At 67.6% G+C, this 13,123-nt stretch carries 17 protein-coding genes and 1 pseudogene; all 18 read left to right on the top strand.

Features of this window, described 5'->3' with window-relative positions; all coding sequences use genetic code 11:
• Positions 1 to 28 precede the first annotated feature (28 nt).
• The 18 genes and pseudogenes from V9K99_RS11090 (at position 29) to rpsQ (ending at position 13,065) form a co-directional block, all read left to right on the top strand.
• Positions 29 to 439: a DUF1801 domain-containing protein gene (locus tag V9K99_RS11090; RefSeq protein ID WP_337003825.1), complete on the top strand. Its 411-nt coding sequence runs from the start codon at positions 29 to 31 to the stop codon at positions 437 to 439.
• Positions 440 to 470: 31 nt separating this feature from the next.
• Positions 471 to 1,784 (top strand): nuclear transport factor 2 family protein, encoded by a 1,314-nt coding sequence (locus tag V9K99_RS11085; protein ID WP_337003823.1) that lies wholly within the window; start codon positions 471 to 473, stop codon positions 1,782 to 1,784.
• Positions 1,777 to 2,535 (top strand): maleylpyruvate isomerase N-terminal domain-containing protein, encoded by a 759-nt coding sequence (locus V9K99_RS11080; RefSeq protein ID WP_337003821.1) that lies wholly within the window; start codon positions 1,777 to 1,779, stop codon positions 2,533 to 2,535. Before V9K99_RS11085 ends, V9K99_RS11080 begins: the two co-directional genes overlap by 8 nt.
• Before the next feature lie 281 nt (positions 2,536 to 2,816).
• Positions 2,817 to 3,191 (top strand): 30S ribosomal protein S12, encoded by a 375-nt coding sequence (gene rpsL / locus V9K99_RS11075; protein ID WP_012923692.1) that lies wholly within the window; start codon positions 2,817 to 2,819, stop codon positions 3,189 to 3,191.
• Positions 3,191 to 3,661, top strand: coding sequence for a 30S ribosomal protein S7 (gene rpsG / locus V9K99_RS11070; protein WP_131361025.1), 471 nt, complete (start codon positions 3,191 to 3,193; stop codon positions 3,659 to 3,661). The genes rpsL and rpsG overlap by 1 nt, the downstream gene beginning before the upstream one ends.
• A gap of 122 nt (positions 3,662 to 3,783) precedes the next feature.
• On the top strand, positions 3,784 to 5,844 hold the full coding sequence (fusA, locus tag V9K99_RS11065; RefSeq protein ID WP_442914729.1) for an elongation factor G: 2,061 nt from the start codon (positions 3,784 to 3,786) through the stop codon (positions 5,842 to 5,844).
• Positions 5,845 to 5,917: 73 nt separating this feature from the next.
• Positions 5,918 to 7,111 carry an elongation factor Tu gene (gene tuf / locus V9K99_RS11060; protein ID WP_337003815.1) on the top strand — a complete coding sequence of 398 codons (1,194 nt, stop codon included), beginning with the start codon at positions 5,918 to 5,920 and terminating at the stop codon, positions 7,109 to 7,111.
• Between the two features lie 359 nt (positions 7,112 to 7,470).
• Positions 7,471 to 7,779 (top strand): 30S ribosomal protein S10, encoded by a 309-nt coding sequence (gene rpsJ / locus V9K99_RS11055; protein WP_012923688.1) that lies wholly within the window; start codon positions 7,471 to 7,473, stop codon positions 7,777 to 7,779.
• A gap of 16 nt (positions 7,780 to 7,795) precedes the next feature.
• Entirely contained in the window at positions 7,796 to 8,452 is a 657-nt protein-coding gene (rplC, locus tag V9K99_RS11050) for a 50S ribosomal protein L3 (protein ID WP_337003796.1), read from the top strand.
• Positions 8,449 to 9,141, top strand: a complete 693-nt coding sequence (rplD, locus tag V9K99_RS11045; RefSeq protein WP_337003794.1) for a 50S ribosomal protein L4 — start codon at positions 8,449 to 8,451, stop codon at positions 9,139 to 9,141. The genes rplC and rplD overlap by 4 nt, the downstream gene beginning before the upstream one ends.
• The gene (rplW, locus tag V9K99_RS11040) at positions 9,138 to 9,443 is read left to right on the top strand and encodes a 50S ribosomal protein L23 (protein WP_337003792.1); all 306 of its coding nucleotides are present in this window, start codon (positions 9,138 to 9,140) and stop codon (positions 9,441 to 9,443) included. Before rplD ends, rplW begins: the two co-directional genes overlap by 4 nt.
• On the top strand, positions 9,443 to 10,276 hold the full coding sequence (gene rplB, locus V9K99_RS11035; protein ID WP_132216194.1) for a 50S ribosomal protein L2: 834 nt from the start codon (positions 9,443 to 9,445) through the stop codon (positions 10,274 to 10,276). The genes rplW and rplB overlap by 1 nt, the downstream gene beginning before the upstream one ends.
• A 15-nt stretch (positions 10,277 to 10,291) precedes the next feature.
• Positions 10,292 to 10,573, top strand: coding sequence for a 30S ribosomal protein S19 (gene rpsS / locus V9K99_RS11030; protein WP_131361012.1), 282 nt, complete (start codon positions 10,292 to 10,294; stop codon positions 10,571 to 10,573).
• Between the two features lie 50 nt (positions 10,574 to 10,623).
• Positions 10,624 to 11,091, top strand: a pseudogene (gene rplV, locus V9K99_RS11025) (50S ribosomal protein L22); the annotation flags it as partial.
• Positions 11,092 to 11,192: 101 nt separating this feature from the next.
• Positions 11,193 to 12,047: a 30S ribosomal protein S3 gene (rpsC, locus tag V9K99_RS11020; RefSeq protein ID WP_337003788.1), complete on the top strand. Its 855-nt coding sequence runs from the start codon at positions 11,193 to 11,195 to the stop codon at positions 12,045 to 12,047.
• 3 nt (positions 12,048 to 12,050) lie between these two features.
• The gene (gene rplP / locus V9K99_RS11015; protein WP_132216203.1) at positions 12,051 to 12,470 is read left to right on the top strand and encodes a 50S ribosomal protein L16; all 420 of its coding nucleotides are present in this window, start codon (positions 12,051 to 12,053) and stop codon (positions 12,468 to 12,470) included.
• Positions 12,470 to 12,772, top strand: coding sequence for a 50S ribosomal protein L29 (gene rpmC / locus V9K99_RS11010; protein WP_442914728.1), 303 nt, complete (start codon positions 12,470 to 12,472; stop codon positions 12,770 to 12,772). Before rplP ends, rpmC begins: the two co-directional genes overlap by 1 nt.
• Positions 12,769 to 13,065, top strand: a complete 297-nt coding sequence (rpsQ, locus tag V9K99_RS11005; RefSeq protein ID WP_337003785.1) for a 30S ribosomal protein S17 — start codon at positions 12,769 to 12,771, stop codon at positions 13,063 to 13,065. Before rpmC ends, rpsQ begins: the two co-directional genes overlap by 4 nt.
• The last annotated feature ends 58 nt before the right edge of the window (positions 13,066 to 13,123 follow it).

Here is a 13,123-nt window from a genome sequence, read left to right as displayed (position 1 = left end):
CTCGCGGCATTCGGGTGCAGGATGACTCATGGCCGGAAACAAGACCGTCAAGACCGATGCGTCCGTCGACGAGTACCTGGCCGGTATCGCCGGTCCGCGCGGTGACGACGCCCGCGCACTGAACGACCTGCTGACCGACGCGACCGGCCTCGAGCCGGCCATGTGGGGCTCGTCCATCGTCGGGTACGGCGACCGCCACCTGGTCTACGAAAGCGGTCGCGAGCTGGACTGGTTCGAGATCGGGTTCGCCGCCCGCAAGCAGGCTCTGACGCTGTATCTCACCGAGGGATTCGAGGGGTACGACGAGCTACTCGAGCGACTCGGGCCGCACACGACCGGCGTCGGCTGCCTGTACGTCAAACGCTTGGCAGACGTCGATTCCGCCGTACTGACAGAGGTTGCGCAGCGGAGTCTGCACGGCGCGCGGGGTGGCGGCTGAAAGTGTCCCCCTGATGCGCCAAGATTGGTCCATGACGGATCTCCCGGCCTACCTGCGGCCCTTCGTGCTGGGAGTTCTGGACGGTCCCGACGTTCGGGTCGACCGGCTCGGCGAAATGGACTTCTACCGGCCGGCCGGGACAGCCCGGACCGGCGCGATTCTCTTTGTGCACGGGGGTCCTGGGCCGGCCGGCCTCGAGGTGATGCCTCGGGAGTGGCCGGTGTACCGGGGCTATGCGACCGCTGCCGCCCGGCGTGGCGTAGTGGCCGCTGTCGTCGACCACAGCCTGATCCACGGTTTCGACCAACTGGTCACCGCCGCGGACGAGGTGGAGGCTGCGGTCGGCGCGCTGCGATCCGATCCACGTGTCGACCCCGATCGGGTCGCCCTGTGGTTCTTCTCCGGCGCCGGCCTGCTGGCGGGGGAGTGGCTGGACAGCCGCCCCGACTGGCTGCGTTGTGTCGCCCTGACCTACCCCCTGCTCGCCACCCCGCCCGGTGTCGAAGAACTGGTCAATGCCGCCGAAGTGATCGGCAAACACAAGGACCTGCCGGTGCTGCTGACCTCAGTCGGACTCGAGCACGAGGAGCTCGCCGGTCCGGTCGCGGAGTTCGTCTCCGCCGGTGGCACCGCGCTGGACATCATCGACGTACCGAAAGGGCACCACGGGTTCGACATGCTCGACCACACCGAAGAATCACGCGCCGCCGTCACCAAGGCCCTGGACTGGGCGATCGCCCACCTGGGCGAGGAGCCGGCCGGCCAGGAAAAACTCCTCGTCCCCCCACCCCCGGCCAAGCCGTCCACCCGGCGTACGACGGCCGCCACCAAGCCGGCCGCCGCAGTGAAGACCGCGCCGGTCAAAGCTGCGTCGGTGAATGAAGGCAAGGCAGCTGCTGAACCCGCCAGTCAGCAGGTGCCCGCCGCTCCTGCACCCACCCCTGCTCCGACTCCGGTAGCTACCCCTGCTGCGACACCGCTGGCAACTGTGGCGGCCGCTACGGTCGCGGCTGCCACCAGTGAGACCCCGGCCGCGCGGGTGGTCGCCCGGGAGCACTCCGCCTACGCAGCGCACGATCTGGAGGCGTTCCTGGCGATGTACTCGCCGACCGCCCGGATCGAGCTGGCCGACGGCACCGAGCTGAAGGGCCGCCGGTTCCTGCGCGAGTACTACCGGCCACGCTTCGACGCCGGCAGGTGCAAGACCGAGGTGGTGCAGAAGCTGATGCTCGGCGAGTGGGTGGTCGAGCACATCCTGGCCCACGACACCGGGGAGCCGACCCCGATGATCGCCCTCTACCGCGTCACCGACGGGTTGATCGCCGAAGTCCAGTTTCGTGTCTGAAGCCATCGACTACTTGGCCGAGTTCGAGCGGACGGCCGCGGAGTTCGCGGCCGTCCTCGCTCGCGTCGATCCGGCCGTGGCGGTGCCCGCCTGCCCCGGCTGGACGCTGGCCGACCTGGCCCTGCACCTCGGTTCGGGCCAGCGCTGGGCCGCGTCCATCCTGCTCAGCGGCACCAGCCAGAAGGTCCCGGAGGTTCTGCGTACGACGACCTCGTGGGCCGACTGGTATGCCGGCACGACCGCCGCACTCGCCGCCGCGATCCGGGCCGTCGATCCGGACGAGCCATGCTGGAACTTCGCCCCGGTCGAACAGCGCGCCGGATTCTGGTCTCGCCGTCGTATGCATGAGACGGTGATCCACCTCGTGGACGCTGTCCAGGCCGGCGCAGATCCGGACCAACGGGCGGCCAGTGGTCTTACCGTCGTACCTGCGAAGATTGCGGCCGACGGGGTGGACGAGGTGTTCGGGGTGTTCCTGCCCCGGATGCTGGCTCGTGGGGTCGCGCCGGCGGTCACCCGGCAGATCGGCGTACGGGCCACCGACACCGGCGACGAGTGGACGCTGACGCCTTTGCCAGAAGGGGATCGGCCGCAGGTGGAGCGCGGCAAGGCGGCCGGTGAGGCGGTCGTCTCGGGGACGGCGGCCGAGCTCGATCTGTGTCTGTGGAAACGCTTGCCGGCCAGCGTTCTGACGGTCGAGGGAGATCCGGCGGTGGCAGCCGCTTTCCTGGCCGGAACGGCGACGCCGTAGACCCTGTAGACTGGACCTGCGGAGGGACCTCAGTGCCGGTCGGTTACTCATTTTGACCGTGGTTGAGGCAGCCGCTAGTCTTAACGATCGTGCCCGGGTCATCCTGGGCCGTCATGCGTGCCCCTCGTTCGAACGGGTCTGCGCGCGTGGCACGGGACTCCTGCCGACAGTCTGGAAGATTACGGCTTCGGTACGCCCGTGCGCACGCGACACACCCGACCGCGGGGGTCAGGCAACAGCAGCAGCAGAAGAAAGCCGGACGACAGAAAGAGACCTACGCGGTGCCCACCATTCAGCAGCTGGTCCGCAAGGGCCGCCAGGACAAGGTGTCCAAGAACAAGACGCCCGCCCTGAAGGGTTCCCCTCAGCGTCGCGGTGTGTGCACGCGCGTTTACACCACTACGCCGAAGAAGCCGAACTCGGCGCTTCGCAAGGTTGCGCGTGTTCGCCTGACCAGCGGCATCGAGGTCACCGCGTACATTCCCGGCGTCGGCCACAACCTGCAGGAGCACTCGATCGTGCTCGTGCGTGGCGGCCGGGTGAAGGACCTTCCGGGTGTCCGGTACAAGATCATCCGCGGTTCGCTCGACACCCAGGGTGTGAAGAACCGGAAGCAGGCCCGCAGCCGTTACGGCGCGAAGAAGGAGAAGAGCTAATGCCGCGCAAGGGCCCGGCCCCGAAGCGCCCGGTCATCATCGACCCGGTCTACAGTTCGCCGCTCGTCACCCAGTTGATCTCCAAGATCCTGGTCGACGGCAAGAAGCAGATCGCGCAGAGCATCGTCTACACGGCGCTCGAGGGCACCCGCACCAAGACCGGCACGGACCCGGTGATCACGCTGAAGCGTGCGCTGGACAACGTGAAGCCGAGCATCGAGGTGAAGAGCCGCCGGGTCGGTGGCGCCACCTACCAGGTGCCGATCGAGGTCAAGCCGGGCCGGTCGACCACGCTGGCGCTGCGCTGGCTGACGACGTACTCCCGCGCCCGTCGCGAGAAGACCATGTCCGAGCGCCTGATGAACGAGATCCTGGACGCGTCGAACGGTCTGGGTGCCTCGGTCAAGCGCCGCGAGGACACGCACAAGATGGCCGAAGCCAACAAGGCTTTCGCCCACTACCGCTGGTGATCCGGGGTCCGATCCGGACCCCAGCGCTCACCCCTTTGACGCAGTACAGAATCGAGAGGTAGACCACCGAGGTGGCCGTACAAATCACCACCGACCTGGCCAAGGTCCGCAACATCGGGATCATGGCTCACATCGACGCCGGCAAGACGACGACGACCGAGCGGATCCTCTTCTACACCGGTATCACCTACAAGATCGGTGAGGTCCACGAGGGCGCCGCCACGATGGACTGGATGGAGCAGGAGCAGGAGCGCGGCATCACCATCACGTCCGCCGCGACGACCTGCACCTGGAAAGACCACACCATCAACATCATCGACACCCCGGGCCACGTCGACTTCACCGTCGAGGTGGAGCGCTCGCTGCGCGTGCTCGACGGTGCCGTCGCCGTGTTCGACGGTGTCGCCGGGGTCGAGCCGCAGTCCGAGACCGTCTGGCGTCAGGCGGACCGGTACGGCGTGCCGCGGATCTGCTTCGTCAACAAGCTGGACCGCACCGGCGCCGAGTTCATGCGCTGCATCGACATGATCAAGGACCGCCTCGCCGCGGTGCCGCTGGTGCTGCAGCTGCCGATCGGGGCCGAGGCCGACTTCATCGGCGTCGTGGACCTGGTCGGGATGCGCGCGCTGACCTGGCGCGGCGAGACCAAGATCGGTGAGGACTACACGATCGAGGAGATCCCGGCCAGCCACACCGAGCTGGCCGCCGAATGGCGCGACAAGCTGATCGAGACCGTGGCCGAGGCCGACGACGAGATCATGGAGCTGTACCTGGAGGGCGAGGACCCGACCCAGGAGCAGCTGGTCGCCGCCATCCGCCGGGCCACCCTGGCCAGCAAGCTGACCCCGGTGCTGACCGGTACGGCGTTCAAGAACAAGGGCGTCCAGCCGCTGCTCGACGCGGTCAACGCCTACCTGCCGAGCCCGATCGACGTCCCGGCCATCGAGGGCCATGACGTCAAGGACGCCGAGCAGGTCGTGCTGCGCAAGCCGGACGACAGCGAGCCGTTCTCGGCGCTGGCGTTCAAGATCGCCGCTGACCCGCACCTGGGCAAGCTGACCTTCATCCGGGTCTACTCGGGCAAGCTCGAGACCGGTACGCAGGTGCTGAACCCGACCAAGGGCCGCAAGGAGCGGATCGGCAAGATCTACCGGATGCACGCGAACAAGCGTGAGGAGATCGCGTCGATCGGCGCCGGCCACATCGTCGCCGTGATGGGCCTGAAGGACACCACCACCGGTGAGACCCTGGCCGACCCGGCGAAGCCGGTCGTGCTGGAGTCGATGCAGTTCCCGGCTCCGGTCATCTCGGTCGCCATCGAGCCCAAGTCGAAGGCGGACCAGGAGAAGCTGGGCGTCGCGATCCAGCGGCTGGCCGAGGAGGACCCGACCTTCCAGGTCCGGACCGACGAGGACACCGGCCAGACCATCATCGCCGGCATGGGCGAGCTGCACCTCGAGGTGCTGGTCGACCGGATGAAGCGCGAGTTCCGGGTCGAGGCGAACGTCGGCAAGCCGCAGGTCGCCTACCGCGAGACCATCAAGAAGAAGGTCGAGAAGGTCGACTACACGCACAAGAAGCAGACCGGTGGTTCGGGTCAGTTCGCGCGCGTGATCATCGACATCGAGCCGACCAGCGTCGAGGCCGGTGGTGAGGGCGGGTACGAGTTCGTCAACGCCGTCACCGGTGGCCGCATCCCCCGGGAGTACATCCCGTCGGTGGACGAGGGCGCCCAGGAGGCGATGGAGTTCGGCGTACTGGCCGGCTACCCGATGGTGGACGTCAAGGTGACGCTGCAGGACGGCGCCTACCACGACGTCGACTCCTCCGAGCTCGCGTTCAAGATCGCCGGTTCGATGGCTTTCAAGGATGCCGCCCGCCGGGCGACCCCGGTCATCCTGGAGCCGATGTTCGCGGTCGAGGTCACCACTCCCGAGGACTACATGGGTGAGGTGATCGGTGACCTCAACTCTCGCCGTGGCCAGATCCAGTCGATGGACGAAGGCCCCGGTGGCAGCCGGGTCGTGAAGGCCCTGGTGCCGTTGTCCGAGATGTTCGGGTACGTCGGTGACCTGCGGTCGAAGACCCAGGGTCGCGCGTCCTACTCGATGCAGTTCGATTCCTACGCCGAGGTTCCGAAGAACGTGGCGGAAGAGATCATCAAGAAGGCCCGCGGCGAGTAATCTCGCCCCGGACCAACCAACCCACAGCGCGTCGGCGTACGGCGTAAGTCAACATTTTCCCAGGAGGGCCCCAGTGGCTAAGGCGAAGTTCGAGCGGACTAAGCCGCACGTCAACATCGGCACCATCGGTCACATCGACCACGGTAAGACCACTCTTACCGCGGCGATCACCAAGGTGCTGCACGACAAGTACCCGACCCTCAACGAGGCGTCGGCCTTCGATCAGATCGACAAGGCGCCCGAAGAGCGTCAGCGCGGTATCACCATCTCCATCGCGCACGTCGAGTACCAGACCGAGGCCCGGCACTACGCCCACGTCGACTGCCCGGGTCACGCGGACTACATCAAGAACATGATCACCGGTGCGGCCCAGATGGACGGTGCGATCCTGGTTGTCGCTGCCACCGACGGCCCGATGCCGCAGACGCGTGAGCACGTGCTGCTCGCCCGTCAGGTCGGCGTGCCGGCGATGGTCGTCGCGCTGAACAAGTGCGACATGGTCGACGACGAGGAGATCCTGGAGCTCGTCGAGCTCGAGGTTCGCGAGCTGCTCTCGGACCAGGAGTTCGACGGCGACAACGCGCCGATCGTCCGGGTCGCCGCTCACCCGGCGCTGCAGGGCGACGCCAAGTGGGGCGAGTCGATCGTCGAGCTGATGAACGCCGTCGACGAGTACATCCCGCAGCCGGAGCGCGAGATCGACAAGCCGTTCCTGATGCCGGTGGAGGACGTCTTCACCATCACGGGTCGCGGCACCGTCATCACCGGCCGGATCGAGCGCGGTGTCATCAAGGTCAACGAGACCGTCGACATCGTCGGCATCCGTCCGGAGAAGCAGACCACCACGGTCACCGGTATCGAGATGTTCCGCAAGCTGCTGGACGAGGGCCAGGCCGGTGAGAACGTCGGTCTGCTGCTTCGTGGCACGAAGCGCGAGGACGTCGAGCGCGGCATGGTCGTCATCAAGCCGGGCACCACGACCCCGCACACCAACTTCGACGCTTCGGTCTACATCCTGTCGAAGGAGGAGGGCGGCCGCCACACGCCGTTCTTCCAGAACTACCGGCCGCAGTTCTACTTCCGCACCACGGACGTCACCGGCGTCGTCACGCTGCCCGAGGGCACCGAGATGGTCATGCCGGGCGACAACACCGACATGTCGGTCGAGCTGATCCAGCCGATCGCCATGGAAGAGGGTCTGAAGTTCGCGATCCGCGAAGGTGGCCGCACCGTCGGCGCCGGCCGGGTCACCAAGATCATCAAGTGATCTCACGAGGTCCGCGAGGGCTCGCTCACTGAGCCCCGCGGACCTCTGCTTTGCGCCTGATCCGGCGCTACAGGTGGGCCGGATCCGGCGTGAAGCCACCCGATTGGCGTTCCGGCGCCGATCTCTGGCACAATATTCAGGTTGCTCAGGCGAGGCCGCCGGGGTGCGCCCCAGACCATCTGGTCTGGCTGGTGCGCCGGACCGGAGACCATGCCGAGGTTCCGGTCCGAGACCGGGCCCCGATCACCATTCCAGGTCGATGAAGCGGTGAGTCGCGCGCGTTCCGCGTCCGCGACACACCCGACCGCGGGGGTCGGAGCAACACAGACGTTGACGATAGAGAAGGACGAAGCGAAGCGATGGCGGGACAAAAGATCCGCATCCGGCTGAAGGCCTACGACCACGAGGTCATCGACAGCTCGGCACGCAAGATTGTCGACACGGTGACGCGTACTGGTGCGAAGGTTGCTGGCCCGGTGCCGTTGCCGACGGAAAAGAACGTGTTCTGCGTCATCCGCTCGCCGCACAAGTACAAGGACAGCCGCGAGCACTTCGAGATGCGCACCCACAAGCGGCTCATCGACATCATCGACCCCACGCCGAAGACCGTCGACTCGCTGATGCGGCTCGACCTCCCGGCCGGCGTCGACATCGAGATCAAGCTCTGAGGGACGCGAACAACCAATGAGCAAGCAGAAGAACACGCGCGGTCTGCTGGGCACCAAGCTCGGCATGACCCAGACCTGGGACGAGAACAACCGAGTCGTCCCCGTCACCGTGATCCAGGCCGGCCCGTGCGTCGTGACCGAGGTGCGTACCTCGTCCAGCCACGGGTACGACGGCGTCCAGATCGCCTTCGGCGACATCGACCCCCGCAAGGTGGCGAAGCCGATGCGCGGCCACTTCGACAAGGCCGGCGTGACGCCGCGGCGCCACCTGCTGGAGCTGCGCACCGCCGACGCCAGCGAGTACACGCTCGGCCAGGAGATCAAGGCCGAGGCGTTCGCCGCCGGTGAGCTGGTCGACGTCTCCGCCACCAGCAAGGGCAAGGGCTTCGCCGGTGTGATGAAGCGGCACGGCTTCCACGGCCTCCGCGCCACGCACGGTGTGCACAAGAAGCACCGCTCGCCGGGTTCCATCGGCGGCTGCGCCACCCCCGGCCGGGTCTTCAAGGGCCTGCGGATGGCCGGCCGGATGGGCAACGAGAAGGTCACCACGCAGAACGTGTCGGTCCACGCGATCGACGCCGAGCGCGGCCTGATCCTGCTCAAGGGCGCCGTCCCCGGTCCCAAGGGTGGCCTCGTGCTGATCCGCAACGCCGCGAAGGGAGCTGCCAAGTGAGCACCGTCGACGTCGTCGTCGTGAAGGGCGACAAGGTCAGCAAGAAGGGTTCCGCCGAGCTTCCGGCCGAGCTGTTCGACGTCCAGGTCAACATCCCGCTGATCCACCAGGTCGTGGTGGCCCAGCTGGCCGCGGCCCGTCAGGGCACGCACAAGACCAAGACCCGGGGCGAGGTGTCCGGTGGTGGCGCCAAGCCGTACCGCCAGAAGGGCACCGGTCGCGCCCGGCAGGGCTCGACCCGCGCGCCGCAGTTCACCGGCGGTGGCGTGGTGCACGGCCCGACGCCGCGCGACTACAGCCAGCGGACCCCGAAGAAGATGATCGCCGCCGCGCTCCGCGGTGCGCTCTCGGACCGGGCCCGCGACGGCCGGGTGCACGTGGTCGAGAAGTTCATCGACGGCGACACCCCGTCCACCAAGACCGCTCTCAAGGTGCTGACCGAGGTCACCGACCCGGGCAAGGCGCTGGTCGTGGTCGAGCGTGCCGACGAGCTCACCTGGCTGAGCCTGCGCAACGTGCAGCACGTGCACCTGATCGCCGCCGACCAGCTGAACGCGTACGACGTGCTGGTCAGTGACGCGGTCGTGTTCACCAAGGGTGCGCTCGACGCGTTCGTCGCCGGCGCCCCCAAGGGCAAGTCCGTCAAGGCTGTCGCGACGTCGACCGAAGCCGAGGAGGTTGAAGCATGAGCCACGGAGTCAACAAGGACCCGCGGGACGTGCTGCTGCGGCCGGTCGTGAGCGAGAAGAGCTACGGCCTGCTGGACGAGCAGAAGTACACGTTCGAGGTCGACCCGGACGCCAACAAGACCGAGATCAAGCTCGCGGTCGAGAAGGTCTTCAAGGTCAAGGTCAGCGACGTCAACACCATCAACCGCAAGGGCAAGCGCCGCCGGACCCGGTCCGGCTGGGGCAAGCGCCCGGACACCAAGCGGGCGATCGTGACCCTCAAGGGTGACGACCGCATCGACATCTTCGGAGGCCAGTCGTAATGGGTATCCGCAAATACAAGCCGACGACGCCGGGCCGCCGTGGCTCGAGCGTGGCCGACTTCGTCGAGCTCACCCGTTCGACCCCGGAGAAGTCGCTGCTGCGTCCGCTCCCGAAGAAGGGCGGCCGGAACAACTCCGGCAAGATCACCACCCGGCACCAGGGCGGCGGTCACAAGCGGGCGTACCGGCTGATCGACTTCAAGCGGTACGACAAGGACGGCGTCCCGGCGAAGGTGGCCGAGATCGAGTACGACCCGAACCGCACCGCGCGGATCGCGCTGCTGCACTACGTCGACGGCGAGAAGCGCTACATCCTCGCCCCGGCGAACCTGAAGCAGGGCACGATCGTCGAGAACGGCCCGGCCGCCGACATCAAGGTCGGCAACAACCTGCCGCTGCGCAACATCCCGGTCGGCTCCACGGTGCACGCCGTCGAGCTGCGCCCGGGCGGCGGCGCCAAGATGGGCCGCTCGGCGGGTGCCAGCATCCAGCTGGTCGCGAAGGAAGGCCGGATGGCCACCCTGCGGATGCCGTCCGGCGAGGTCCGGATGGTCGACGTGCGCTGCCGCGCCACCCTCGGTGAGGTGGGCAACGGCGAGCAGTCGAACATCAACTGGGGCAAGGCCGGCCGGATGCGCTGGAAGGGCAAGCGCCCGACCGTCCGCGGTGTCGCGATGAACCCGGTCGACCACCCGCACGGTGGTGGCGAGGGCAAGACCTCGGGTGGTCGTCACCCGGTGTCCCCGTGGGGCAAGCCTGAGGGGCGTACCCGCACCCGCAAGGAAAGCGACCGCATGATCGTCCGGCGCCGCAAGGCCGGCAAGAAGCGCTGATAGGAGCCGGCCAGAATGCCACGCAGTCTGAAGAAGGGCCCGTTCGTCGACCACCACCTGATGAAGAAGGTGGAGGTGCAGAACGAGAAGGGCACCAAGAACGTCATCAAGACCTGGTCCCGCCGATCGATGATCGTGCCGGACATGATCGGTCACACGCTGGCGGTGCACGACGGCCGCAAGCACGTGCCCGTGTTCGTGACGGACGCGATGGTCGGGCACAAGCTCGGCGAGTTCGCCCCGACCCGGACGTTCAAGGGTCACGAGAAGGACGACCGGAAGTCACGGCGTCGCTGACCCATGGTCAGTGACGAAGCGAAAGCAACCTACGGAGAGATTCGAACATCATGAGCGTTCAAGAGCGTAGGGCGATCAGCGCCCGTCGCGAGAGCCTGCTGGGCGACGAGCCCGGGGCCTTCGCGGTCGCGCGCTTCGTCCGCGTGACGCCGATGAAGGCGCGCCGCGTGGTCGACCTGGTGCGCGGTCTGGGCGTCGACGACGCACTCGCCACTCTGAAGTTCGCCCCGCAGGCCGCTGCCGCGACCGTGTACAAGGTCGTCGACAGCGCTGCGGCGAACGCCGAGGGCACCGAGCACCTGAGCCGGGCCGACCTGGTCGTGGCGAAGGCCTTCGTGGACGAGGGGCCGACGCTGAAGCGTCACCGCCCGCGTGCGCAGGGCCGGGCCACCCGGATCGACAAGCGGACCAGCCACATCACCGTCGTGGTCGCGCCGCGGGTCGAGGAGGAGCCGCCGGCCGAGGCCAAGAAGGCGGACACCAAGAAGGCTGCCAAGAAGGCACCGGCCAAGAAGGCCGCGGCCGACAAGGCCCCCGCCGACAAGGCGCCGGCCAAGAAGGCGACCGCCAAGAAGTCGGCTGCCAAGAAGGCCACCGCTGAGAAGAAGGAGTCCTGACTGTGGGACAGAAGGTAAACCCGCACGGGTTCCGTCTCGGCATCAGCACTGATCACAAGAGCCGCTGGTACGCCGACAAGCTGTACAAGGACTACGTGGGCGAGGACGTCAAGATCCGTCGCCTGCTGAGCAAGGGCATGGAGCGCGCCGGCATCTCCCGCGTGGAGATCGAGCGCACCCGTGACCGCGTCCGCGTGGACATCCACACTGCCCGTCCGGGCATCGTCATCGGCCGCCGCGGCGCCGAGGCGGACCGGATCCGGGGCAGCCTGGAGGAGCTCACCGGCAAGCAGGTGCAGCTGAACATCCTCGAGGTGAAGAACGCCGAGGTCGACGCTCAGCTGGTCGCGCAGGGCGTGGCCGAGCAGCTGTCCGGCCGCGTGGCGTTCCGCCGCGCGATGCGCAAGGCGATGCAGACCACCATGCGTGGCGGCGCCCTGGGCATCCGGATCCAGTGCTCCGGCCGGCTCGGTGGCGCCGAGATGTCGCGGTCGGAGTTCTACCGTGAGGGCCGGGTGCCGCTGCACACGCTCCGCGCGGACATCGACTACGGCTTCTACGAGGCCCGCACGACCTTCGGCCGGATCGGCGTGAAGGTCTGGATCTACAAGGGCGACGTGGCCGGCACTCGCGCCGAGCGGGAGGCGCAGGCAGCTGCCCGCGCCGCCACTCAGGGGCGTGGCCGTCCGGCCCGCGGCGACCGGAACGACCGTGGTGGCCGTGGCGGCGACCGTGGTGGCCGTCGGGACGACCGTCGGGACGGCGGCGCCCGCGCCGAGGCCCCGAAGGCCGACGCCGCTGCGCCGGCTGACAAGGCTGCCGGCAAGCCCGCCGAGACGACCGGAACGGAGAGCTGACCAATGCTCATCCCCCGCAAGGTCAAGCACCGCAAGCAGCACCACCCGAAGCGCTCCGGCGCTGCCAAGGGCGGTACCACGCTGGCCTTCGGTGACTTCGGCATCCAGGCGCTGGAGAGCCACTACGTCACCAACCGGCAGATCGAGTCCGCGCGTATCGCGATGACCCGGCACATCAAGCGTGGCGGAAAGGTCTGGATCAACATCTACCCGGACCGCCCGCTGACCAAGAAGCCGGCCGAGACCCGGATGGGTTCCGGTAAGGGTTCGCCGGAGTGGTGGATCGCCAACGTCAAGGCCGGTCGCGTGATGTTCGAGCTGTCCGGCGTACCGGAGGACATCGCTCGCGAGGCCATGCGCCGCGCGATTCACAAGTTGCCGATGAAGTGCCGCTTCATCACCCGAGAGGCAGGTGAGAACTGATGGCTACCACGACCGCCGCCGAGCTGCGGAACCTGGGTCGGGACGAGCTGCTGGCCAAGCTCGGCGAGGCCAAGGAGGAGCTGTTCAACCTCCGGTTCCAGGCTGCCACGGGTCAGCTGGAGTCCCACGGCCGGCTGCGTGCCGTCCGCAAGGACATCGCCCGCATCTACACGGTGCTGACCGAGCGTGCGCTCGGCATCACCGACGAGGTCGAGGCCACGGCCGCGACCGAGGACGTCGTCGAGGCTGAGGCCGAGGCCGAGACTGCGGACGACAGCGACAAGGCCGGGAGCAAGGCATGACCGAGAACGCGAAGGACGAGACCGTGAGCACGACCCCCGAGGCGCGAGGCCGCCGGAAGACCCGTGAGGGCCTGGTGCTGAGCGACAAGATGGACAAGACCGTCACCGTCGAGGTCGAGGACCGGGTCAAGCACGCGCTGTACGGCAAGGTCATCCGGCGCACCAGCAAGCTCAAGGCGCACGACGAGCAGAACGCCGCCGGTATCGGCGACCGTGTCCTCCTGATGGAGACCCGGCCGCTGTCGGCGACCAAGCGCTGGCGCGTTGTCGAGATCCTCGAGAAGGCCAAGTAGTTATCGGCTCCCAGCCGGCAACCAATCGAAATCATTCGTTCCGCAAGGCTCACGCCAG

Source organism: Kribbella sp. CCNWLW201 (genome assembly GCF_037203805.1).
GTDB lineage: Bacteria > Actinomycetota > Actinomycetes > Propionibacteriales > Kribbellaceae > Kribbella.
The sequence above is the reverse complement of the archived record's forward strand: the minus strand, read 5'-3'. Positions and strand labels throughout refer to the sequence as shown.

Coding starts and splice junctions, on each gene's coding strand:
- V9K99_RS11090 (WP_337003825.1), top strand. CDS start 29: ATGGCCGGAAACAAGACCGTCAAGACCGATGCGTCCGTCGACGAGTAC.
- V9K99_RS11085 (WP_337003823.1), top strand. CDS start 471: ATGACGGATCTCCCGGCCTACCTGCGGCCCTTCGTGCTGGGAGTTCTG.
- rpsG (WP_131361025.1), top strand. CDS start 3,191: ATGCCGCGCAAGGGCCCGGCCCCGAAGCGCCCGGTCATCATCGACCCG.
- fusA (WP_442914729.1), top strand. CDS start 3,784: ATGGCTCACATCGACGCCGGCAAGACGACGACGACCGAGCGGATCCTC.
- rpsJ (WP_012923688.1), top strand. CDS start 7,471: ATGGCGGGACAAAAGATCCGCATCCGGCTGAAGGCCTACGACCACGAG.
- rplC (WP_337003796.1), top strand. CDS start 7,796: ATGAGCAAGCAGAAGAACACGCGCGGTCTGCTGGGCACCAAGCTCGGC.
- rplW (WP_337003792.1), top strand. CDS start 9,138: ATGAGCCACGGAGTCAACAAGGACCCGCGGGACGTGCTGCTGCGGCCG.
- rplB (WP_132216194.1), top strand. CDS start 9,443: ATGGGTATCCGCAAATACAAGCCGACGACGCCGGGCCGCCGTGGCTCG.
- rpsS (WP_131361012.1), top strand. CDS start 10,292: ATGCCACGCAGTCTGAAGAAGGGCCCGTTCGTCGACCACCACCTGATG.
- rplP (WP_132216203.1), top strand. CDS start 12,051: ATGCTCATCCCCCGCAAGGTCAAGCACCGCAAGCAGCACCACCCGAAG.
- rpmC (WP_442914728.1), top strand. CDS start 12,470: ATGGCTACCACGACCGCCGCCGAGCTGCGGAACCTGGGTCGGGACGAG.
- rpsQ (WP_337003785.1), top strand. CDS start 12,769: ATGACCGAGAACGCGAAGGACGAGACCGTGAGCACGACCCCCGAGGCG.